Annotated in this window: 21 protein-coding genes; 14 read left to right on the top strand and 7 right to left on the bottom strand. The window is 43.6% G+C overall.

Annotation, left to right across the window (positions count from 1 at the left end):
• Positions 1–171: 171 nt before the first annotated feature.
• The 8 genes from CWO27_RS13545 (at position 172) to CWO27_RS13510 (ending at position 7891) form a co-directional block, all read left to right on the top strand.
• Positions 172–651 carry a type II secretion system protein gene (locus CWO27_RS13545; RefSeq protein WP_102432658.1) on the top strand — a complete coding sequence of 160 codons (480 nt, stop codon included), beginning with the start codon at positions 172–174 and terminating at the stop codon, positions 649–651.
• An 835-nt stretch (positions 652–1486) separates the two neighbouring features.
• Positions 1487–3232 (top strand): EAL domain-containing protein, encoded by a 1746-nt coding sequence (locus CWO27_RS13540; RefSeq protein WP_102530211.1) that lies wholly within the window; start codon positions 1487–1489, stop codon positions 3230–3232.
• Between the two features lie 227 nt (positions 3233–3459).
• Positions 3460–3831: a GntR family transcriptional regulator gene (locus tag CWO27_RS13535; RefSeq protein WP_048661561.1), complete on the top strand. Its 372-nt coding sequence runs from the start codon at positions 3460–3462 to the stop codon at positions 3829–3831.
• Positions 3828–4682, top strand: coding sequence for an ABC transporter ATP-binding protein (locus tag CWO27_RS13530; protein WP_048661560.1), 855 nt, complete (start codon positions 3828–3830; stop codon positions 4680–4682). The genes CWO27_RS13535 and CWO27_RS13530 overlap by 4 nt, the downstream gene beginning before the upstream one ends.
• Entirely contained in the window at positions 4682–5539 is an 858-nt protein-coding gene (locus CWO27_RS13525) for a hypothetical protein (RefSeq protein WP_048661559.1), read from the top strand. The genes CWO27_RS13530 and CWO27_RS13525 overlap by 1 nt, the downstream gene beginning before the upstream one ends.
• 913 nt (positions 5540–6452) lie before the next feature.
• The gene (locus CWO27_RS13520) at positions 6453–6740 is read left to right on the top strand and encodes a putative quinol monooxygenase (RefSeq protein WP_048661558.1); all 288 of its coding nucleotides are present in this window, start codon (positions 6453–6455) and stop codon (positions 6738–6740) included.
• Positions 6740–7294, top strand: a complete 555-nt coding sequence (locus CWO27_RS13515; protein ID WP_107899085.1) for a nucleotidyltransferase family protein — start codon at positions 6740–6742, stop codon at positions 7292–7294. Before CWO27_RS13520 ends, CWO27_RS13515 begins: the two co-directional genes overlap by 1 nt.
• Positions 7295–7465: 171 nt before the next feature.
• The gene (locus CWO27_RS13510) at positions 7466–7891 is read left to right on the top strand and encodes a bifunctional diaminohydroxyphosphoribosylaminopyrimidine deaminase/5-amino-6-(5-phosphoribosylamino)uracil reductase RibD (protein WP_102478942.1); all 426 of its coding nucleotides are present in this window, start codon (positions 7466–7468) and stop codon (positions 7889–7891) included.
• Between the two features lie 17 nt (positions 7892–7908).
• Here the strand turns inward: CWO27_RS13510 and CWO27_RS13505 are convergent, their stop codons facing one another.
• Positions 7909–8361, bottom strand: a complete 453-nt coding sequence (locus CWO27_RS13505; RefSeq protein ID WP_107899084.1) for an NUDIX hydrolase — start codon at positions 8359–8361, stop codon at positions 7909–7911.
• A gap of 291 nt (positions 8362–8652) precedes the next feature.
• On the opposite strand from CWO27_RS13505, the gene CWO27_RS13500 reads away from it, so the two are divergent.
• From CWO27_RS13500 to CWO27_RS13490, 3 genes are all read left to right on the top strand, one after another.
• Complete coding sequence (locus CWO27_RS13500) at positions 8653–10365, top strand: RluA family pseudouridine synthase (protein WP_107899083.1); 1713 nt, start codon at positions 8653–8655, stop codon at positions 10363–10365.
• Between the two features lie 156 nt (positions 10366–10521).
• The gene (locus tag CWO27_RS13495; protein ID WP_102431343.1) at positions 10522–10902 is read left to right on the top strand and encodes a hypothetical protein; all 381 of its coding nucleotides are present in this window, start codon (positions 10522–10524) and stop codon (positions 10900–10902) included.
• Between the two features lie 123 nt (positions 10903–11025).
• Positions 11026–12039: an alpha/beta hydrolase family protein gene (locus tag CWO27_RS13490; protein ID WP_102431342.1), complete on the top strand. Its 1014-nt coding sequence runs from the start codon at positions 11026–11028 to the stop codon at positions 12037–12039.
• A 19-nt stretch (positions 12040–12058) separates the two neighbouring features.
• Here the strand turns inward: CWO27_RS13490 and CWO27_RS13485 are convergent, their stop codons facing one another.
• Together CWO27_RS13485 and CWO27_RS13480 are read right to left on the bottom strand one after the other, a co-directional pair.
• Positions 12059–13129 (bottom strand): helix-turn-helix domain-containing protein, encoded by a 1071-nt coding sequence (locus CWO27_RS13485; protein ID WP_102478940.1) that lies wholly within the window; start codon positions 13127–13129, stop codon positions 12059–12061.
• Between the two features lie 106 nt (positions 13130–13235).
• Positions 13236–14168, bottom strand: coding sequence for a GlxA family transcriptional regulator (locus tag CWO27_RS13480; protein ID WP_102431351.1), 933 nt, complete (start codon positions 14166–14168; stop codon positions 13236–13238).
• A 90-nt stretch (positions 14169–14258) separates the two neighbouring features.
• Between CWO27_RS13480 and CWO27_RS13475 the strand changes: the two genes are divergently transcribed.
• Positions 14259–14819, top strand: a complete 561-nt coding sequence (locus CWO27_RS13475) for a cysteine hydrolase family protein (protein WP_048663280.1) — start codon at positions 14259–14261, stop codon at positions 14817–14819.
• A 107-nt stretch (positions 14820–14926) separates the two neighbouring features.
• Here CWO27_RS13475 and CWO27_RS13470 read toward each other — a convergent pair whose 3' ends face one another.
• The 3 genes from CWO27_RS13470 to CWO27_RS13460 form a co-directional block, all read right to left on the bottom strand.
• Positions 14927–16285, bottom strand: coding sequence for a Na+/H+ antiporter NhaC family protein (locus CWO27_RS13470; RefSeq protein ID WP_102431340.1), 1359 nt, complete (start codon positions 16283–16285; stop codon positions 14927–14929).
• Positions 16286–16521: 236 nt separating this feature from the next.
• Positions 16522–17304, bottom strand: a complete 783-nt coding sequence (locus CWO27_RS13465; protein ID WP_102478938.1) for a hydratase — start codon at positions 17302–17304, stop codon at positions 16522–16524.
• 220 nt (positions 17305–17524) lie between these two features.
• The gene (locus CWO27_RS13460; RefSeq protein WP_048661639.1) at positions 17525–17830 is read right to left on the bottom strand and encodes a DUF3861 domain-containing protein; all 306 of its coding nucleotides are present in this window, start codon (positions 17828–17830) and stop codon (positions 17525–17527) included.
• Positions 17831–17933: 103 nt separating this feature from the next.
• On the opposite strand from CWO27_RS13460, the gene CWO27_RS13455 reads away from it, so the two are divergent.
• Positions 17934–18359: a MarR family winged helix-turn-helix transcriptional regulator gene (locus tag CWO27_RS13455; RefSeq protein ID WP_048661636.1), complete on the top strand. Its 426-nt coding sequence runs from the start codon at positions 17934–17936 to the stop codon at positions 18357–18359.
• A gap of 130 nt (positions 18360–18489) precedes the next feature.
• On the opposite strand, the gene CWO27_RS13450 is transcribed toward CWO27_RS13455, so the two are convergent.
• Entirely contained in the window at positions 18490–20274 is a 1785-nt protein-coding gene (locus tag CWO27_RS13450) for an SgrR family transcriptional regulator (protein WP_102431338.1), read from the bottom strand.
• Between the two features lie 603 nt (positions 20275–20877).
• Here CWO27_RS13450 and rimK point away from each other — a divergent pair.
• Entirely contained in the window at positions 20878–21783 is a 906-nt protein-coding gene (gene rimK, locus CWO27_RS13445) for a 30S ribosomal protein S6--L-glutamate ligase (protein ID WP_019824669.1), read from the top strand.
• Positions 21784–21793 lie beyond the last annotated feature (10 nt).

The following is a 21793-nucleotide window of genomic DNA, read 5'->3' as shown; positions in this document are numbered from 1 at the left end:
CTTACATAGCGTTCAACAGTAAGGAATGAAGATTAAACTGTTGTTTATATAGAGAATTCCTTATAAATCAACCCAATAAAACACCAAACCATTATACCTACTAACTGTAATGACTTTGGTATTTAGATTACTCTCATTCCGTCCCTTTAGCAGAGCAAATCATCGGTAAACATGAACAGACAAAACGGCTTCACTCTCTTAGAACTGATCATCTCTGTATTAATCTTAGCGATCGTTTCGGCTACAGCTATGGTCAAGTTCTTAGACGTTCAAGGTAATGCTCGCGCGAGCAAAATACACGATGTGGCTGGCAACCTTCGCACGGGTATCGACATGATTTATGCGAAGTCTGCGATTGCTGGTGTGGAGGGAGAATGTGACTACATTGAAAAAACCGAGATTGAGACCTACTACGTCTGCCACGGCTATCCAATCGCCTATGTTGACTCACTAAGAAGACTGCTCAATATCGACGCAACAGAGCTTCATGTAATCAACAAAGAAGTAGACTCTGGCAGCAATGCAGAAAGAGTTGCCGCTATCTCTTTTGATACGGAGAGTTACACCTATTCACCTGTCGGCGATTTTTGCCAGGTACTCTATCAACCGGAAAAAGAACCGCAAATCGTCGTTCTTGACGGTGCATGTTAAATACTCAACGATTGCACGCTTTCTATAGTTAACACAAATCCACCACAGCAGATCTTTGAATATCATGTGGTTACGCTAACATTTGCTCAAAAATAATACTAATTGATCTAACTTGTTGCTGCTTACACTTTTAGGCAGTGCTCATGGTATAACACCAACCTCATTCATATCTTATTTTCATCACTAGCCGATGAATATTTACATGCACACATATTTGATACATATGTCAATAATAATCCCATTAAAATCCTTTAATCAACACCTTATGATAAACGTCACCCTTTCCCTATTTTAAATATCCCATCTTAAATTTTCACTATTTAAAATTCGTAATAGAATAAATTAAAATCAATTATTAAACAAATATAATTAATTCTATCATTGAATACTTTAATTAAATCACCAAAACAATAAGCCGTTTAAATTATATTAATATCACATAAACTGACATAATTTAATTTTATCCTGAAAAATTCTGATAAATCTGACACATCGATAAGCTGAATGAATACCACCAGAAGCTACATTGGAAACCTCTAAATCCAGTCGCTAAACCTGCCGCATAGAAGCTGTGAAATGGATAAATACCAAAACAAATGGATAAATCCCCTTTACCCCTTGTAAATCATTGGCTTTCATTTATAAATTCAACTTTTGGGTGAACATCTCCATAACCTTTCATTCAAGCCCAAATTCTGCGATTAGTATCAACATCTTAAGAGAAAATGGTGACATTTTGGTTATATTATTTAGATCGAACTCTTGTGTTGAATGACAATCCCACCATCACATATCCATCACGCCAATATAATAACTATCGCTTAGGAGTTGAGCTATGCACTGTTCTTTCAATATAAATAACAATAATGAGAGCTTGCAACTGATCTATAATAAAGAAAAAATATATATAAAAAGAGACAGTAATAAGATATCAGAGGAAACTCTTAATAGTAAAGAGAGTTTTGTTTTCAAATATCTTATTGAACACTCATCAATATCAAACCCTCAATCTGCACGAGATGTTGAAGAATCTTTTAAATTACACTTTGACGAAGAGTTTAGCTTATACGCGTTAAAAAACATTATTGCTTCTATAAGAAAGAAATATCGAAGCTTATGCAAAAAAGCGAAGGTTGATAATAATAGTGAACTTATCTCTAACCTTTATAAGGTAGGTTACTTTATCGACCTCGATAAAAGCTCAACCAACCGTATCGCACCAAAGTACGACATCAACCAATTCAAGCCCAGCCAGGTCGAGATGTTGAAACTGATGTTCAACACCTATCATCGAGAGCTGATCAAGGCTCTGATAACCGTGTTCACCATCTCTTCTTTTTTCCTGTTCGTTGTCTACTTTTTCCAAATCCTTTATACAACGAAGATTGCGAATGAATACAGTGAAAACACCAAACATATTGCAGCAGAGGTCATGGACTACGGTTGTGATAGCCAAGGTGCAGTGCACTCGCTAAGGCACTCGCTCAACCTTGATTCTGTCGTCATGGCAACACCTCATGGCTCATGCTATATCTCTAAAACACGTTCAAAAATGATAGAGCTCGATCAAGCAGACGACTTCTACGATAGTGCTGACTTTGCCTATTCACGCTTCATAGATACCGAACACGACATAGAGATGGTTGCTCGAATATCTAAACGCTCTATCGAAGCTCGATACAAGAACTCACTATTGCCTCTATTAGTCGATTCTATCTCCATCCAGAAGAATGGTTACTACATCTTAAATCTTGGCGAAGAGAGTAAAGTTATTTATCAAACATCCCTGCCAACTGGCGCAACCATCACCTTCTTCAGTGACGATATTGTTGCGTTGTGGATTGCGCTTTCTCTGATAACCGCCACGCTGCTTTATCGCTCTTATATTCTGGGCTTTGTGATCTATCTGTGTCGTTGGCAACACATCTCCTTTGAAGAAGAGCCCATCATCAACACTGAAGACAACAGCGTTTTATATTACGAATTGCTATCTCGTGTACGTAACGTCGGCGTTTTAAGCTTCATCAACACGATGAGACGCACCAACCTACTGACATTTCATACGATTTTACTTATCGAAACGGTCAGAAACGCCAAGTTGAACAACAGCCATGAGGTTTACGGTGTCAACGTCTGCCCAAGTGCTTTAGTCGGGAATAACTTTTCAAAGCTCAAAGTGCATTTGGATGCGATGGAAGCGAATGAATTTGTGGTTGAGATAACTGAATACTCAAACATTGGATATGGATGTGAAGTGATAGACAACATCAAGGCGATCAAAAAGCTAGGGATCACCATCGCATTGGATGACTTTGGTACGGGCAATAACAACATCGAAATCATCAATGTCATCTCTCCTACCTATCTAAAACTGGATCGCTGTTTTGTTAAGGATATCGAGTCAGGAGAGCACCATCAAGGCGTGTTGCTTAATATATCGGAGATTGGACGCCTATCAAATATCACAATGATTTATGAAGGTGTCGAGACGCGCAGGCAGCAATATATCCTGTGTCAGTTGGGCTACAACCTGCATCAAGGTTACCTATATAGCCGGCCTAATGAGTCAAAGGAACAATAGCCCCACCCTAATAAGAATCTTGATGAGCAACTATTCCCTATTCAAATAATAATCGCTCATACAGCTGCTTGAGAGCCCACAAGGATGTAGGCTTCAAGTACCCTCTCCGCCAAACATGCTTTATCCAACCATAAAAGTTAACATTCAGCTAATTTATAGAAAAAGCTTGTCTATCTTGGGAATTAGGTTAGTGTTATACACATGTATATCACCATGCAGTTTTAATTATGACCGAATGGAAAGACGACCAACCGATCTTTAGGCAGCTTGCTACGAAGATCAGTGACCAAATTCTTCAAGGTGTTTGGTTAGAGCAACAAGCATTGCCTTCGGTGCGTGCCGTTGCTGCTGATCTCAAGATCAACCACCTTACTGTCATGAAAAGCTACCAGTTACTGGTGGATGAAGGCTTGGTAGAGAAAAAACGCGGCCAAGGCATGTATGTGGCCGAAGGGGCACTTCAAAAATTGAAAGAGTCTGCACACCAATCATTCATCAATACACAGATCCCAGCCATCGCTGAGACGCTAAGCATCATTGATATGAGTGTCGAAGAACTTGTGAAACAGCTAGCACAACATATAAAGGACAAGTCATGAGTACTTTACTTTCCGTGAAAAACGTAACCAAAACCTATTCAAATCAAGTGGGTGTCGAGAACATCAGCTTTGAGTTAAAGCCGGGGCAAGTGCTTGGCCTTCTAGGCCACAATGGCGCGGGTAAATCAACTCTCATCAAGTCTCTGCTTGGCGGACACAGCTATCAAGGTGAGATTGAGGTTAACGGTTACCACCCTATCCACCAGCATGCAGAACTCATGCTGCACTTGTCGTACATCTCAGACGTTAACGTATTACCCGAGTGGATGACCGTTAAACAACTGCTTCGTTACACCCAAGGTGTCCACCCAAGCTTCAACAAGCAAAAAGCAGAACAGACATTAAGCAGCACCAACATCAAGCTATCTTCCACTATCAAACAGCTTTCTAAAGGAATGAAGGTACAACTTCACCTTGCGATCATCATCGCAACCGATACTCAAGTATTGATCTTAGATGAGCCAACGTTGGGTCTCGATTTGCTGTACCGCGATACTTTTTATCGCCACCTACTAGAGTGGTTCCACGACGGCGAACGCGCCATGATCATTGCAAGCCATGAGGTTTCAGAAATTGAACACTTATTAACGGATGTGCTGATTTTAAAGCAAGGCCATTGTGTGCTGCAAAAGAGCATGGAAGACATCGAGAACGACTATTTCATTATCGAACTTGCAAACAACCATTCAAGCGAGATCCAGAAGCTCAATCCGCTAACCTCACAGCCAGGGCTAGGAACTACTAAGTGGTTATTGGAAGGTCAATACAAAGCGCAGGTTGAGCCGATGGGCACTATCTACAATGTTGGCCTCGCAGATCTATTCCTTGCAACACAAACGGAGAAGGCATAATGCATCCAAGTTTTTATATGCTAGAAAAAGAACTCATCGAGCACAAAATTAATACTCGATTACCTCTATTTGTCGCGTTATGTGGTTTCTTGCTGTTCGTTAGTCTGTTTTTTAATGGCGCTGCGCAGCATGAGTTTTTCTTCGAAATGCAAGTGAACGGTGACGTGAGCGACATCCATAGAGAGTTCGCGCAAGATCTCAACTCGGTGATCTACTTTGGCGCGGGCCTGATTTCACTGATCCTGTCGACACTTTACATCCCTAAAACGCTGCGTAAAGAGCGCCAAGAAGGCAGTTCGATGTTTTGGAGAAGTATGCCAGTATCTAATGCAATGACTCACGGCGTGAAGTTAGGTTTCGGTTTAGTGGTTATTCCGGCTATCTGTGCGTTGCTCGTGCTGTTCGCCGATTTCCTATTCTGGATATTGAACGTCTCAAGCGAACAACAATTGGCGCTACTGGTTGAACAGCAATCTCTATTTTATGTGCTGAGTAACTGGGTGGTGTTCTTTGGGCGAATGCTGTTAGTTGCACTGGTTTTATTACCACTGGCAACCGTTACCCTAGCGATTTCGCAGTTGGTAAACTCTCCATTACTTGTCATTTTCATCTCAAGCTATGCGATTAAGTTCCTCTCTGTCGCCGTGTTTGGGTTCTATGGCATCAATGACTTCCTATCTCTCATCGCATCACTGCCAATGAATGTGCTCATAGCAAGTAACCCATTAAGCGCGATTGCAGAAGCGCCTATTTTATCTTTAGGTATTTACGCACTGATTGGTGTTGGCGGTTATCTGCTGAGCCTAAAGCTAAATAGAACGGATGATGTGAGCTTGAAGACGCTGTTCCAACGCTAGAGTCAGATCCTAAGCACGAGCCTTTATCGGGCAGTCACATCAGATATTAAAATCTAAATCAAAGCTTCTGAGAAATCGGGAGCTTTTTTTGATCACGACTTTGCTAATACAGGGATGGGTAACAAGGACAAAGGGATTTAATTGGGAGTAACCGAGTGAAGAAACAAGAGAGTCTAAGAGGAGGTATTAATGAGCTGACATTAAATTGCATTGTTGTTAATGCCTGCCAGCTCTTTAGGGATGATTTCTTTAGTCGCCGACCAGATGAAGGTCCTCAAGAGTGCTAATGAAATCGGTTTGTTGCGTTTTACATTTGATTAAGCTTTTCAGCTTTTAAAGCTTTACGATTTAAAGCTTATTTCTTTGATGCTTCTTTTGACGTGTCTTTCCAGTATTGGATACGAACGCGATGAAGCTGTGCTCTTCTCATTTTTTTCATAAGGGATATTTCCTTTTCTTTAACTGCTCTTCATGAGCTATTTTTATTGCCAACCATTCGAATCTAACGGTGTTTGATGCCCAGATCAATGATACAAATCACAAAATATATAGAGTTTTGAGTACCATTTACATCAAAGTATGACCTAGATATCAACTATGGCTCAATTCAATCTTATGAGCCGCTGTTCAAAATTAAGGTTAGTTCTCTCAGATGACAAATTCATTTCAGTATCAATACAGTTCAATGATACTAATTTAATAGACCGGACCAACGCGAATTTAGTTCCAGTGTCTTATCTTTTATTAATCGTATTGCCCTTAAAGTTACGATGTAACAAACTCCACATTCAATATGAACAAATAATCGCCACATTAGCCTATACGTCACAACATCAAAATGGGATTATGTTTGTAACGGATAGAGCTTTTGATAGAAAAAAGCCGTAGTGAATAAAATTAAATGGACGTAATTATGAGTAAAGTAATTCTGCAAGGGCATATTCTAGTGCCAGACAACGACCTAGAAGCCGTCACACAAGCCTTGGTTGCGCACAAAGAACTGACACTGGAAGAAGCTGGTTGTATCGTGTTTCGAGTCAGTCAAAGCACCCTTCAACCTAATCGCTTTGAAGTGTATGAAGAATTCACTAGCCAAGAAGCATTCGAAGCGCATCAACAGCGAGTAAAAGCCTCGGAATGGGGTGAAATCTCCCAGAACGTGACGCGTCATTACCAAGTCACCGATGTTCCGACATCATAATGATACATCCGCTAGCCAACCACATCGTCACATTGTTCAAACAAGATCCCTTGCGAATGCAGGTTTTAGACTGTGTATCTCAGTTGGATTTGCCGCAGTGTTATGTCGCTGCGGGCTTTGTGAGAAACCTCGTTTGGGATCACCTACATGGTTATACCTCCCCGACCCCACTCAATGATATTGATGTGATCTACTTTGATCCCATTGATACCTCCTACGAGTCGGATCTTAGATACGAGGCTCTGCTTAAACAACGGTTACCCGAACTGAATTGGCAAGTTCGCAATCAAGCCTGCATGCACACTAGAAATGGCGTCAAACCTTACCAAAGCTCATTGGATGCGATGAGTTATTGGCCAGAGAAAGAAACCGCAGTCGCCATAAAACAGAGCCTCACTGGGGATATCGAGTGCATTTCGGCGTTTGGTTTAGAGAGCTTGTTTGATTTAAAAGTCACCCCCAACCCAAAGCGTAGCCGAGATATCTTTGAGCAAAGAGTACAATCCAAAGGTTGGCTAACCCAGTGGCCTAAGTTAACGATTAGTCACCGTTAACTAGCTTTCAAATTCAAGCGCTAAAACCATTGACTAAAAGTCCAATCAGATCGACCATGCCCCACTTGTTAGCTGACTAACTTAGTAGCTTAGTAAGTCAGTCACTAATCAACTCATCAACCGCGCGTGGCAACTAACTGCTGCGCTATCTCGTCATATTGAGTAACGACCATGAACCAACAATACATGCTGCAAGCACTCGAAGCTTCGCGCCAAGCCTTACCTGATTGCCAACCAAACCCACCAGTAGGCTGCGTTTTGGTGAAGAACGATAAGGTGGTGTCTGTTGGGTACACTCAAAAAGTCGGCGGAAACCACGCCGAGGTTGAAGCACTGAATAGCTATGATGGAATAATGGAAGGGGTTACCGCTTACGTGACATTAGAGCCATGTTCATTTGTCGGCAGAACACCCGCTTGCGCCAATACATTGGTTAAAGCCGGTGTAAAACACGTAATAGTGGCGATGCTAGACCCAGATCCTCGTAATAATGGTCGTGGTGTTGCGATCCTTGAATCACACGGCGTGAAGGTGGATGTGGGGTTATGCCAAACACAAGTGAGCGCTTTTTTAACCCCTTACCTTGGTAAGTCCTAGATCTTAAACAGCCAGTATTAATTCAATTTTACTCGGTAAAGCGGATTGACTGGTTTGTCGAAAAAATACGACCAGATATGATTGTAGACCGCATGTTGGTTAGGGAATGGCGCTAATGCTTTTGCCTCTTCTAGATTGCACCAACGGTACTCGGTATGCTCGTCATTCAGTTCAATCGCTTGGTTGGGCGGGCATAGCACTGCAAACACAGGGATTAGTTGAATCACATTCACGTGCGCCTCGTAAAACTGCTCTAGAAACTGCGCGTTATACAAAGCTTCTACTTCAATTTGGGTCTCTTCTTCAAACTCACGCACGATAGCCTGCCAGCCTGTTTCACCCGCTTCAATCGAACCTGCGACATGGCACCAAAACTCGCCCTTCACACGCTTCATTAGTAGCATTTTCATTTGTCCGTCGATCTCTGAAATAGCGACACCGGATACAATGGAAGTATTGAGTGGAATCATAACGTTACCTTAGTTTGCATAAGAGGGCGGCAAGGCTAACACCCTTCGTTTGTTAAATTGTCTTCTATGATTAAAAACGAGAAGTTACTCATCAATTAATGGCGTTCAAGCCATAACTCATGAGTTCAGTGTTAACCGTCTCGCTTGGCTATCCAATAATAGAACCATTTCTTATTTGAGGCGCTTTTCGATAAAGAGTAGAATCGCCGCCTTGTACTGTGTTTAACGTCTCTAAACATACACAGTAGACTCACAACCATTTATCACCACGATATAAGTATTAATACGACTATGCACTCATCAAAACCAACGCACGACTCAGAAAACAGCCACACACCTGAGCATTGCTTCACTCGTTTTCAACAGCCGATTGAGTCATATTCGTTGCCTGAGCGTTTCACATTCCCGTTCTACTACGAACCACACCCACTGTGTGAGATCGCATCTCATCAGCTTCAACAGCACCTAGAAACACAAACCGACTGGCGACACGACTTCGGGCTGGATTCTGATGAAGGTCGCGGCAAAATGTTTGGTGTGTTGCTGGTTAAAAGCCCTAAAGGTGAGCTTGGTTACCTTTCTGCTTTCTCCGGAAAAATCGCAGACCAGAACCTATTGCCCCACTTTGTGCCACCAGTATTTGACATGCTAAGCAGCGACAGTTTTTTCCATCAAGATACTGCCGACATGATGGCTGTGAATGCAAAATTCAAAGCACTACAAGCTAACGCAGAATACCTTGAGTTGTGCGAGCAACTGGCGCAGCAAAAAACGCAAGCTGAGCAAGAAATTGAAGCTCAACGTCTATTGATTATTGAAGGCCGAAAAACGCGTAAAGAACAACGTGAACAAGGTAAAGAAAACCTTGATGAGCAAGCCTTCGAGCAATTGAACAATGAGTTAAACAAGGCCAGTGTTGCCGACAAGAACCAGCAGAAGTACCTAAAACTCAACTGGGAACAGACCCTGCAAGTATTGCAGGCTAAAGTTGATGTTTTCACAACTCAACTGGCTGAGCTAAAAGAGCAAAGAGCACACATTTCTCATCAGCTTCAACACAAGCTGTTTTCACAATACGCTTTCCAAAATGCGGAAGGAAACGTTGAAGACCTTAACCAGATCTTTGAAAACACGCCAAACAAGATACCACCAGCAGGCTCTGGCGAATGCGCTGCGCCTAAATTGCTGCAATACGCGTACTTAAATGGTTACACACCATTGGCATTGGCTGAATTTTGGTGGGGTCGTTCACCGAAATCTGAAATCCGAAAGCACAAGAAATACTACGCCTCTTGCCAAAGTAAGTGTGTACCGATTTTAGGCCATATGATGAAAGGTCTAGAAGTCGATCCAAACCCATTGCTAGAGAACCCTGCTGAAGGCAAAGAGCTGGATATTCTGTTCCAAGATGAGCACATCGTTGTAATACACAAGCCGGCAGGTTTTCTATCCGTGCCGGGTAAAACCATCAAAGATTCCGCCTACACACGCGTTCAAGAAATGCATCCCGACGTTGAAGGACCATTTGTTATTCACCGCTTAGACATGGCAACCTCGGGTATTCTAATTTTCGCTCTCACACGACGTGCGAACAAGAGCTTGCAGAAGCAGTTCATTACTCGTGAAGTCGAGAAGCGATACGTGGCAATGATTGAAGGCGTTCTAGCAGAAGATGAAGGCTATGTTCGACTGCCATTGCGTGGTGATTTGTATGACCGCCCTCGTCAGATTGTCTGCTTCGAACACGGCAAGCCTGCAGAAACCAAATGGGAAGTGATTGAGCGAAACGAGCAAACCACTAAGGTCTACCTGCACCCTAGAACAGGGCGTACACATCAGTTGCGTGTTCACTGTTCACATGAAGAAGGCCTTAACATGCCTATCGTCGGTGATGGCCTATATGGCAATAAAGCCGACCGATTGCACTTACACGCGGAAAGACTTGCGCTGCACCACCCGGTGACCAAAGAGTGGATGGAGTTTCAGTTCGACGCCGAATTCTAAAATATCTCATTAATAACGAGTCTTAATGAAAGGAGCCACAACGCTTGTGGCTCCTACCTCTTTTGGGTATATATCCGCGCTTATTGCACTACATCAAGATTCACTTTGTTGTGAAGAGTAGCATGCCCACCTTCTTCTCTCCTTGAGGCCTTTGATATGTCATCAGCTGCTTTGAACTTACAACCTAACAAACTGACTTCCCCATTAATTGCGACTCAAGCACCAAGCTTGAAGCCACTTACACCCAAAAAGCCAGACTTGAACTCGGCAATGCTTAACTTAATTGAAGAAGTTAAAAACGAGCTCCCACTTTACGAATCGGAGACGTTTATCTGTGGTCCAAAAGGTAACTGCTCTGGTTGCTCTAAGAAACTACTAGAGATGGTCGACAGTGAGTTAATGTACTGGGAACATAGTATTTCAATTGGCCAAGGGCCAAATTTCGAAGAACTGCGCCGCTTTGGCAAGCTATGCAGCAGCGTAAGACGTGGTTTAGAAAGAAACGGCCTAGTAGAAAAACGCCTTAGAGGCAGGTAACCAGGCTAGGCCGCTAGGTTCGGTACTCAAACACGATTTAGGGCGTCCTCGATCGTGTTTGAGGTCTCGTGATACTTAGCCTTAGCGCATATTAACTCCACTTACCCAATTGGAGTTAAAACCATGAAATACACACATTTACTGTTCACATCCCTACTTTTCCTTTGCAGTTCAGCCATCGCTTCCGGCGTCGGATTCACTCAAGTCACCGTAAATGACGATCCTAATCGCCCGCTAAATACTGCCATTTGGTATCCCACAAGAGATACATCAGGCGTAGCCTTAATTGGCGATAACCCCGTCTTCATCGGCACACAAGTCATCAAATATGCAAACATTCAACCTGGCACTTTTCCAGTAATACTGCTGTCGCACGGCTACCGAGGAAACTGGCGCAATCAAAACTGGCTGGCGACCAAACTAGCGAGTCAAGGTTATATCGTAGCGGCCACTGACCATCCGGGAACCACCTCTTTCGACCACTCCCCAAAGCAAGCAGCAAAATGGTGGGAAAGACCACGAGATGTATCACGTATTCTGGACTACTTGTTATCCGAAGCCCCGTGGAAGCAGTCTGCTAGCGCCGACAATGTTAGCGCAATCGGGCATTCATTAGGTGGTTGGACGGTGATGCAACTGGCGGGAGCGAAAATGGATAGACCAACCTTTGAGGCGAATTGTCTCAACTACCCTAACCCACGAACTTGTGGGCTTGCTAAAGAGCTAGGGCTAGACAAAGTCCAAGATGAAGAGCCTGACCCAAAAGACCTTTCAGATCCTCGGATTCAACGTGTCGTTAGCCTTGACCTGGGGCTTGCTCGCAGCTTTTCAGCCAATAGCTTAAAAGGCATCAATGTACCAGCCTTGATACTGGCGGCCGGGATAGATATAGGAGATCTCCCCCAGGCATCGGAGTCTGGCTATATTGCTGAGCACATGCCACTGAACTCAAGACGCTACAAAGTCTATGAGAAAGCCACCCATTTCAGCTTCATTCAAAGCTGTAAACCCGGTGCTATAGCCATGCTGAATGAAGAAGTGCCAGGAGATGGCATTATTTGTAAAGATGGCATTGGTACATCACGCGACCAGCTACATCAATTGATCTTAAATGACATCATTAGCTTTCTGAATTGATAAACGGAAGCAAACACACTCAATCTAACACTTGTGGCGAACTTCGATACTCACTCGGAGTTTGCCCAGTTATCCTTGAAAACTCGCGATTGAAATTGGACTTGGTCTGAAAGCCGGAACTAAAGAAGATGTCAGTTATCGCTTCATCACTTTGCATCAGGAGAGTCTTAGCGTGCTCAATCCGATAGGCGTTAATCACCTTCGAAATGTTCTCTTGGTGAGTTTGATTAACCGCAGACGATATCTTGCGAGCAGGAATGCCTAGCTTTCGTGCCAAGCGATTGAGAGACAGATCAGGATCTTTAAATAATTGATGATCCCTCATTAATGCATCGAACTTAGCCATGATCTGCGCGGTTTCTTCAGCTTGGTCGTCATCTAAGCTGCTCGCTAGTGTGGTCGATGTATCGACCTCTTCTGGAGAGCGTTGTGACATAGAAGGTAAAGCCTGCACTTGCTTGGTTTTTTCTTCGGCAGGCGTGCTAATACTGACCACCATCACAGCGGACACAATGGCTGGAATAAGAACAAGGTAGCTAATCGATAAGATCAGATTGGTGTGCTGCGCATTCAACAGCAAGATATCGTAAGAGAGCACACTGTCGACCAAAGCGGAGAATAGTAGCATTACACCTGCAACCCGTTCAGCAACCAACACTTTCGAGATATCGGTTAGCCGCACTTGTTCCGGCACTCGCAGCGACGACTTCAGCAGCAAGACACCATAACCGAGATAGAGCAAGATCAGCAATACATCAAGAGTTCCCGCCCAGAGATGCACATAAAAAAGTGAGCCAACTAAAACAGCAATCGGACCTAGCCAATGCAAATGTGTACTGGATTGGCTTCGATGAGCTCCCGAGAAACAGAGCCAAGCCGCCACAGGAACACAGGCACCGAGAATGGGTTGTAAGAAGCGAAACAACTCAATATCAAACGTCCATCGCAGGCCTACTACCGTAACCATTAACGCGCACAGAATGATAAACCAAAATGGCTTTTGACTGGTTTGTGGGTAACGGCATCGAAGCAGCACACCTGTCATCAATAACAACAGCGCTGCGACAAATGGTAAAGGAATGGCAAGCATCAATAGTCCGTTTGAGTTCGAGAAAATATCACTCCGCTTCAAGCACTTCATTAGCGAAGTAACTGAGCGAACCAGTGATAGATATTGAATATCAATCTATGGTAAATCATTCCTCAGAGAGAAATCTAGAACGAAATCTTGATGGTGTTAAGCCAACGATTTTCATGAAGACTTTTCGAAAGCTGTTTACGTCCTCATAGCCAACTAGGTAACTGATCTGCTCAACCGATTTATGGGAGCTTTCCAATAACTCACATGCACTTTGAACACGCACATGTTGGATATAATTGATCGGCGTGTAGCTGGTCGCTTTGGTAAATTGACGAATAAAGGTTCTTCGCGTCATAAACGCTTCTTCAGCCAATTGATCAAGAGACAACGAAAGGTGATGGTTCCTTTGAATAAAACGCTGCACCGATACAATCTTGTCATTGCCGTGAGCATAGTTTGGCACAAAGCTCTGATAGTAGCGTTGTTCTCTCAACCCCGTATCAAGCACGAGGTATTTACCTAGATTACGAGTATTGGTCGGCGTTGTGTATTTGGTTAGGATAAACAGAGCCAAATCCATCCACGACATCAAACCACCAGCGGTCATCACATCCGCATCATCAATCAAGATTTTGTCGATATCGACTGCGATCTGTGGGTAAAGCTCCGTAAACTTCTGCTGTGCTTGCCAGTGCGTGGTCACGGTTCGCCCTTCTAACAAACCTGTTTTTGCCAAAATGAACACGCCTGCGCAAGCTGAGCAAAGTATCGCTCCCCTTTGGTGAGCCTCAATCAGGTATTCAAGCAAGGTGTCATTCGGCTCTAGATAGTAACAACCATCTAAATTCGGTGGGAGTATGATGACATCGGCGTTTGATACGCTAACACTGTCATACGCTTGGATCTGAACGTTGAATTGAATCTTCTCAGTCGAAGGTTCAAGAGAATTTGCCATCTGCAGAAACTCTTTCACGCCAAACACAGCGCTCTGCAGAGAGCCTGGGTAATCGATAATTTCAACCTTTACTGATTTTGTCACTATTGCCATATAGTCTGTCATTTTTGACGTTCATTAAAAAAACACAGAGTAGTCATAATAGCCCCACACCACAAGACATTAACAACAAAGGTATGGATTATGAGCAATACTGCACTACTACTTATTGATTTCCAAAACGACTACTTCCCTTCATACGAAGGTGCGAAATGGGCACTCTCTGAAACAGAAAAATCGGCAGAAAAAGGCGCGCAATTACTCAAGACATTCCGCAATAAAAAACTGCCAATCGTTCATGTGCGCCATGAGTTTCCAACCAACGAAGCACCCTTCTTCTTACCAAATTCTGATGGTGCTCAAATCCATAACAGCGTGGCTCCTCTAGAAGGTGAACCTGTTATCGTAAAGCATCAAATAAATAGCTTTAGAGATACTAAACTGAACAAGGTACTAAAAGATCAAGGCATTAAGAAACTGATCATCGTTGGCGCAATGAGCCACATGTGTATTGATGCTGTGACTCGTGCAGCAACCGATTTTGGCTATGAATGCCACGTAGCACATGATGCTTGTACTACGTTAGATATGGAATTCAACGGTGTTGAGGTTCCAGCTGCGCATGTCCATGCAGCTTTCATGGCTGCGCTTGGCTTTGGTTACTGCAATGTCGCAACGGCCAGTGAGCTTGAAAGTCTTCTTTAACAAGGAAGCCTAGATTTTCTAGTCTGTTCATTACAAACACAAAAAAAGGCTCCTATTAAGGAGCCTTCTTATTAGAGCCTGTGATAGCTCAGTTTGGTCAATTATTACTAAGCTTGTGCCACTTGGCGTGCTGGGTGTTTGATAAACACAGCAACAACAGCCACGATAGCCAGTGCAAAACAGTAGTACGAGTTAGAAACAATCTCTAGCGGAGATAGGTTGAACACAGAACCTAATAGCAATACCTGAGCACCATAAGGCAACACACCTTGAATCACACAAGAGAAGATATCCAACAAACTTGCCGAACGACGCGGAGACACGTTGTTCTCTTCCGCCAGTTGGCGAGCCACACTACCAGATACAATGATCGCTACGGTGTTGTTTGCAGTACACATGTTAACCATTGATACCAAGCCAGCAATACCTAGCTCACTCGCACGGCCATTTGCTTGCTTAGAGTGTGAAGAACCAAACGCACGAATCAAACCGCTCACTAGGTTAGTCAGAAACGCTAATCCACCTTGGCGACGCATCAGCTCACTCAAACCACCAATCAGCATCGACAGTAAGAAGATCTCTTGCATGTTGCCAAAGCCTGCGTAGATGTCTTGAGCGTAATCCGTCAAGCCGTAGTTCTCAACAGAGCCTAAACTCACACCACCCGCCAGCAAGATACCGATCGTCAACACAACGAATACGTTCATGCCTGATACCGCAAGAATTAGGATAGTGATGTACGGCAGGACTTTCAGCCATTCAATTGGGCCTGTTTCAGGAACTTGAGTTGCCGTGCTGTTGAAAGCAAAGATAACAATCGCGATAAGTGCAGCAGGAAGTGCAATGCGGATGTTCTCTTTAAACTTGTCTCTCATCTCACAGCCTTGCGAGCGTGTCGCGGCAATCGTGGTATCAGAGATGATTGAAAGGTTGTCACCAAACATAGCGCCACTTAGCACCACACCAGCGGTTAGAGGAATGCTCATGCCAGCTGAGTCAGCAATGCCTAGTGCCACAGGGGCAACCGCAGCGATAGTACCCATAGATGTGCCCATTGCGGTCGCAATGAAAGCAGAAATAAGAAAGATACCCGGTAGGATCATGCTCGTCGGGATCGCCGACAAACCAAGGTTTACCGTTGCATCAACACCACCAGAAGCTTTAGCCACGGCCGCAAAAGCACCCGCCAGTAGGTAGATCATACACATTGCGATAATGTCTTTGTGACCTACTCCACTTAAGAACTGTTCGATAGCACGGTTCAATTTATCTTTGCTTAGCAACAACGCCAGCATCACTGCAGGCAAAGCCGCAATCGGAGCTGGAAGCTGATAGAAAGCAAAATCGACGCCTTGCAGTGACAAGTACGTACCTACGCCAATAAACAGCGCAAGGAACACGATCAGAGGGATAAGCGCAACTGCCGAAGGGGCAATTACCGCATTAGAATTTTTCGAATTGGACATGGAACGACAACGCTATAGAACAGGAAGGAGAGCAGACTAATGTCACACTTAGAACTTGTCAACGTCTAGACGTCTAAACGCCCAATTTAATGCAAAGTAATAAGAACCTTATTGAGCATCACATAATAGAAAAGGCTATTTACTCACCAGTAAATAGCCCTTCGAGAATAAATTGCCAATACGCAAAGCAGAGTTCTAGAGAGCTGCTTTCTTAATGAATAGAGCTTATAAATAGCTTAGCGCTTTTGTGTGAAAGTCACTTGGTACTCTCCGATACCATCATAAGCAACGGTTGTTAGCTCGTCGAAGTCAAGCTCAACCACACCACAGTAAGACCCTGTAATAATCGCCTCGCCCGCTTCAAAACTGATTCCACGCTTGGTCATCGTATCGATCAACCAGTAGACAGGGTTTTGAGCTAATGCGTTAGGGTGAGTGCCAGAAAATGCCTGAACTTTTCCAGCTTGGGCTATAGCCACTTCGACCTTAGCAGCAGTAAACGCTTTATCTTTCTCTATTTCAGGACCAAGAAACAGGCCTTGGTTTGCCAAGCAATCGGCTAAAACTTCGTAAAACTCCGCACCAATTCCATCGGCAAAGCGAGATTGAATTAACTCAAGTGCCATATGGCAAGAGCCAATTGCATCATTGATTTGTGCTTCACTGTAACCATTTAAGTTCGCAGGCAAAGGCTTAGTCAGTACAAAAGCGATTTCTGGTTCTACTCGGGCTACCTCTTTGCCTAGCACTGAGCTTGTGTCTGCGAACAATTCACAAACTTCACCTTGCTGTACGTTGTCAGTGAAAATAGGCGCTACGATAAATTTATTTTCTGCAAGAGGTAACAGACACTTCCAGCCCCCCACTCTATCTGCACGAATTTCAATCATTGATTCTTGAATGGCTAACGCATCATCTAAACTGGTTGGGCGATATTGTTCGATTAATCTTGGCGCTTTAGTTCCCGCGGTGCGACGGCTTAATAACTCTTTAGCCGCCTGCTCAAATACACTTGTCATAATATACCGTTTAAATTTAGAACGATTGGAAATAGGTTTAGGTAATTGCATCACTCATACGATGGTTTCACCGTAAAGTGTTCAAAGGCTTATTGTCACATGTACCGCAAGTAAACACATACCGCTAAGTCAATATATCAAAAGAAAAGCCAGCACCTGATGATCGGTTGACTGGCTTGTTGAATGTGTCATTGTTGAATGTGTCATTGTTGAAGAAACGCTACTCGCCTTTTAACGTCTTCTTAAGATTTTGCATGAAATTTCTGAAGTGAGGCATGAAATCAATAAACAGAGGGTGTTTTCTATCTTGCATCATCAACGGTCCCAGTAAGCGAATACTTACACCTAGTCTCGTTGCGGATTGCTCATCTAGGCCACTGTCCTGCTTGATCTTCTCTACAATCGCGAACATGTTTTCTCTGTCTTCAATTTCAAACTGCATGGTTTGCAGTTCACGATCTTCCTTGATGTTCACTTCTTCGATAGTGATACGGTAGTGATTGTGTTTGCCTGTGATTGTTTGCATCGTCATTACTGTCTCCTAACTTGAATTTACGAACAATTAAGTTGACAATATCAACCATAAATACAATAGTTGACAGTGTCAACTATATTTCTAAGGATCGTTTATGTCTGATAACACATCGTTAGAGTCTATCTTTCGTTTAGTACACTCTTTGAAACGTCAAATGAGTGAACAGATTGAGAGCTTGGATTCTGAGATCGCACCCATGAACATTCGTGTCATGAAGATCATTACTAAGAAATCTCCATGTACGGCTATCGATATCGCGCACTACTTAAACCGCGATAAAGCGCAGGTCACGAGATTAGTTAATGCACTGATCAATCAAGAGCTTGTGAAGAAGTCTCCAAATCCAGAAGACAAGCGCAGCCAGTTATTGATTCTGACCAATAAGGGTCAAGAGGTCATGAGTAAAGTTTCGGATATAGATCGAGACATGCTGAAGAGAATGACCAAAGGCATGGCTGAAGATGAGTTAGAGCAATTCAGAAAAATTGCAAAAAAAATGGCGCAAAACTTAGAGAACTGATTTTCAAAATAAAACGAAAAAGCGCCATCGAATCAAATACTCGGTGGCGTTTTTTGTAGAATTTGGTTTTACCTACATATCAGTATGCCAAAATCGACTTTGAAAACGCTTTATCCTACTCGTTAAGAAATTAATCAGCAGACCATACATTCTTGAAGTCGGGCCATCCCCAGTTGGTGATGGCGACGTTTTTCAGAATCCCTTGGAAACGAACGGTCTGCAAGTGATGGAACATAGGCACTAACCAATAATCTGAGATCAGAGTAGACGCGATAGGTTCTAGCTCTGCCAAGTAATTAGGCAGTTCAACGGATGCTTTATGACTATCCAAGCGCTGTTTAAGCCAGTCGCTGTTCATCTCTCCTAAAGCAGAGTGCAAAACAGGATCGTTCATCATCCACGAAAATAGCGAAGACGGGGCATTATCATCGAGATTCAGGTTACACAGCACCAGATCCTCCTTTAACTCGCCACTCTGGGAGAGCAGCGCCAGTTCGCGAAAGCTGTAGGTATTGACCTCAACTTCCACGCCATATCGTTTGAGTATGTCGGATACGCAAATCGCACATCGGTACAACGCATAATAGTCATAAACCGCAATGCTCATTCTTTTCGGAAGTTGAGCCTCTTTCGAAGGCGTTCGATACAATTTCTGCCAACTTGGCAGTATGTTTTGAGCTAAAGAGACGCTAAACAAACCCTTGTTATGTTCCAACTGAGACAAAATCGCTTGTGGGTTGGTCAGTTCTGAAAGGTATTTGCGCTGCTCATTATTAAGCGGAGTTGCCGCTGAGTTCTGATTAAATAGGATAAACAGGCATCCATCCTCGACTCGGCTACGAAGGCCGTCTGTATCTGCAGAAACGAGTTCTACGTCACTTTTCCCTAACTGGTGAAAACAAGACGAATCTTCATAAGGCGATACGTGCATTTGGCTATCATCGAAACGAGCAGTGCCCGTCATTGATTCCTCAAACTGCCAAATGGTCACTTCATCGGTTAACGAGCGACAACCATAATAGTGCTCAAATGCGGCGAGTTTGATGCGTTCATTATTGGTTTCGACCACTTTGAATGGGCCAGTGCCTACTACCGTGTGAGGCACAGAGCTTAATGGTGACGGCTCACGGGTCACTTGCGCTGCGGGTTGAATTGAATACTTAACGCCAGCCAACAAGCCTGCGAAGCCGGTGTCAGCTTTAGTGAGTTGGAAGCTGATCCTTAACGGCTGCTCACTGTAAACCGAAGCAACATGAGCTAACTCTGTTTGATAGAAAGGTAAGGTTTGCAAGGCTGAAAACAGCGAGACTAACTGTTTAGCATCAACAGGTTGGCCATCGTGGAAGGTTAGTCCTGGGCGCAAATAGAAAGTCCAAACTAACTTCTCAGCATCATATTCCCAATGGTGCGCTAGCTCAGGCTTCAACTCGCCCTTACCATTACAAGTGACGAGGCAACTGAATACTTGTCTGATCAAAAATCGTTCGCTGCTGCGGTGAATATGGTGTGGAAACAGGTCTTCAAACTTACGTTTATAGGTTAATTGAACGTGCAGCAGCCCTTCGCGCATCGTCGCACCGGATGTTTCTTGGAGAAGAGAGCCAAAGACTGCGCGGTCATTATCCAAAATAGAGAGCGCTTTTTCGTACTTGCCCTGCTCTATCAGCTTGCTGGCAACATGTTGAGTCAGTTGTTGATTGCTAAAGCGCAATGTCAGGTTAGAACGTTGATTCCTGCCGACTTTTGGCTCCCACACCACCCATTCAGCCTGATGCATCTTGCCGAGTAAGGTTCGTGCATGGCGCAAACTGGTAAACAGCTTGTCTGCCACCTCAGTCAAAGTCACCGAATGTGAGATGTTTGGCTCGAACGAATCCAGCCGAGTGTAGTAACGCATCATGTTTAGATCAGACAAATAATGAACCTTTTAGAAATAACCCTTCCTCATAAAGCCGATTATAAAACACATTTGTCTTTGAGTGACGATAAAAGTCAAAAACAGGAACACCCTATTAAAAACCCATCTGTTTATTACTTCCTATTAAACAACCATAATTAATGGGTCAGCAGGGAATGTTGAGTTCCCACCAAAGCCTAATACAAGAGAAGTAATCATCATGAGAAAATACTATCTTAATAAGTTAAAAAGCACCTGTAGCAAGCTCGAAAGAGAAGCACTACGAACACTTATAGAGCTATGTAACTGGCGTTATTAGTACACTTTTTAGCACCGAGTTAACGCGAGTTGAGCACAACCTAATATGCTCCTACCCCCAATATGAGTTAGGTCTCAACTCGCTTTTCCATTCCAAATCCCCTCTCAACCCAGCTGTACCAATCACTCACACATTCGATAAATTTCTGTTGTCGACTCGACAAATTTAATTCGTTTTCTTAGTTAAGCGAAAAGCCTTAAGGTTCGCCCCGAAGCAAGCAAGGAGCCTCAGAAAAAACTGAAAGCTCAGCTAACAACTAATTTATTTGCAGTTACCAATCAGGTATTAACTAAGGAAACGCCATGCGTATCGCAATTCTTTCTCGCAACGAAAATCTATACTCTACTTCTCGCTTAAAAGCGGCTGGAGAAGCACGTGGTCACCAGGTCGATGTTATCGACACGCTGCACTGTGATATAGATATCGCGAGTAACAATCCGAAGATTCGCTACATGGGTGAAGAGCTACCTCAATACGATGCTGTTATTCCACGTATTGGCGCTTCCATTACCTTTTACGGAACTGCGGTTGTTCGCCAATTCGAAATGATGGGCACTTTTTGTATCAATGAGTCAGTAGCAATCAGTCGTTCTCGCGACAAACTGCGCTCACTACAACTGTTGTCTCGCAAAGGTATTGGCTTACCAAAAACAGGTTTCGCTAGCCGCCCAGACAAGATTCAAGACTTGATCAAAAACGTAGGTGGCGCGCCACTAGTGATCAAGCTTCTTGAAGGTACTCAAGGTATCGGCGTGGTTCTGGCTGAAACAAATAAAGCAGCAGAAAGCGTTATCGAAGCATTCATGGGCCTAAAAGCGAACATCTTGGTTCAAGAGTTCATTGAAGAAGCAAATGGCGCAGACATCCGTTGTTTTGTTGTTGGCAACAAAGTAATTGCAGCGATGAAGCGTCAAGCTGGTGAGGGTGAATTCCGCTCTAACCTGCACCGTGGCGGTACAGCTCAACTGGTTAAACTAACCAAAGAAGAGCGCGCTACAGCAATCAATGCTGCGAAAATCATGGGTTTAAACCTATGTGGTGTTGATATTCTACAATCTAAGAATGGCCCTGTTGTAATGGAAGTGAACTCTTCTCCTGGCCTAGAAGGTATCGAGAAAGCGACAGGTAAAGATGTAGCAGACATGATTTTCGAATTCATCGAGAAAAATGCAAAACCAAACGCTAACCGTACTCGTGGCAAAGGCTGATTTAACACCG

The sequence above is a fragment of the Vibrio sp. 10N.286.51.C3 genome (assembly GCF_003050065.1).
Taxonomy (GTDB): Bacteria; Pseudomonadota; Gammaproteobacteria; order Enterobacterales; family Vibrionaceae; genus Vibrio; species Vibrio crassostreae.
This window is presented reverse-complemented; position numbering and strand designations above follow the sequence as displayed.

Excerpts from the sequence above, each read along its gene's own strand:
- CWO27_RS13490 (WP_102431342.1), top strand. The coding sequence starts at position 11,026 with ATGAAATACACACATTTACTGTTCACATCCCTACTTTTCCTTTGCAGT.
- CWO27_RS13455 (WP_048661636.1), top strand. The coding sequence starts at position 17,934 with ATGTCTGATAACACATCGTTAGAGTCTATCTTTCGTTTAGTACACTCT.
- CWO27_RS13495 (WP_102431343.1), top strand. The coding sequence starts at position 10,522 with ATGTCATCAGCTGCTTTGAACTTACAACCTAACAAACTGACTTCCCCA.
- CWO27_RS13505 (WP_107899084.1), bottom strand. The coding sequence starts at position 8,361 with ATGATTCCACTCAATACTTCCATTGTATCCGGTGTCGCTATTTCAGAG.
- CWO27_RS13545 (WP_102432658.1), top strand. The coding sequence starts at position 172 with ATGAACAGACAAAACGGCTTCACTCTCTTAGAACTGATCATCTCTGTA.
- CWO27_RS13485 (WP_102478940.1), bottom strand. The coding sequence starts at position 13,129 with ATGCTTGCCATTCCTTTACCATTTGTCGCAGCGCTGTTGTTATTGATG.
- CWO27_RS13500 (WP_107899083.1), top strand. The coding sequence starts at position 8,653 with ATGCACTCATCAAAACCAACGCACGACTCAGAAAACAGCCACACACCT.
- CWO27_RS13510 (WP_102478942.1), top strand. The coding sequence starts at position 7,466 with ATGAACCAACAATACATGCTGCAAGCACTCGAAGCTTCGCGCCAAGCC.
- CWO27_RS13460 (WP_048661639.1), bottom strand. The coding sequence starts at position 17,830 with ATGCAAACAATCACAGGCAAACACAATCACTACCGTATCACTATCGAA.
- CWO27_RS13515 (WP_107899085.1), top strand. The coding sequence starts at position 6,740 with ATGATACATCCGCTAGCCAACCACATCGTCACATTGTTCAAACAAGAT.
- CWO27_RS13530 (WP_048661560.1), top strand. The coding sequence starts at position 3,828 with ATGAGTACTTTACTTTCCGTGAAAAACGTAACCAAAACCTATTCAAAT.
- CWO27_RS13480 (WP_102431351.1), bottom strand. The coding sequence starts at position 14,168 with ATGGCAATAGTGACAAAATCAGTAAAGGTTGAAATTATCGATTACCCA.
- CWO27_RS13525 (WP_048661559.1), top strand. The coding sequence starts at position 4,682 with ATGCATCCAAGTTTTTATATGCTAGAAAAAGAACTCATCGAGCACAAA.
- CWO27_RS13465 (WP_102478938.1), bottom strand. The coding sequence starts at position 17,304 with ATGACAAGTGTATTTGAGCAGGCGGCTAAAGAGTTATTAAGCCGTCGC.
- CWO27_RS13520 (WP_048661558.1), top strand. The coding sequence starts at position 6,453 with ATGAGTAAAGTAATTCTGCAAGGGCATATTCTAGTGCCAGACAACGAC.
- CWO27_RS13535 (WP_048661561.1), top strand. The coding sequence starts at position 3,460 with ATGACCGAATGGAAAGACGACCAACCGATCTTTAGGCAGCTTGCTACG.
- CWO27_RS13540 (WP_102530211.1), top strand. The coding sequence starts at position 1,487 with ATGCACTGTTCTTTCAATATAAATAACAATAATGAGAGCTTGCAACTG.
- CWO27_RS13470 (WP_102431340.1), bottom strand. The coding sequence starts at position 16,285 with ATGTCCAATTCGAAAAATTCTAATGCGGTAATTGCCCCTTCGGCAGTT.
- rimK (WP_019824669.1), top strand. The coding sequence starts at position 20,878 with ATGCGTATCGCAATTCTTTCTCGCAACGAAAATCTATACTCTACTTCT.
- CWO27_RS13475 (WP_048663280.1), top strand. The coding sequence starts at position 14,259 with ATGAGCAATACTGCACTACTACTTATTGATTTCCAAAACGACTACTTC.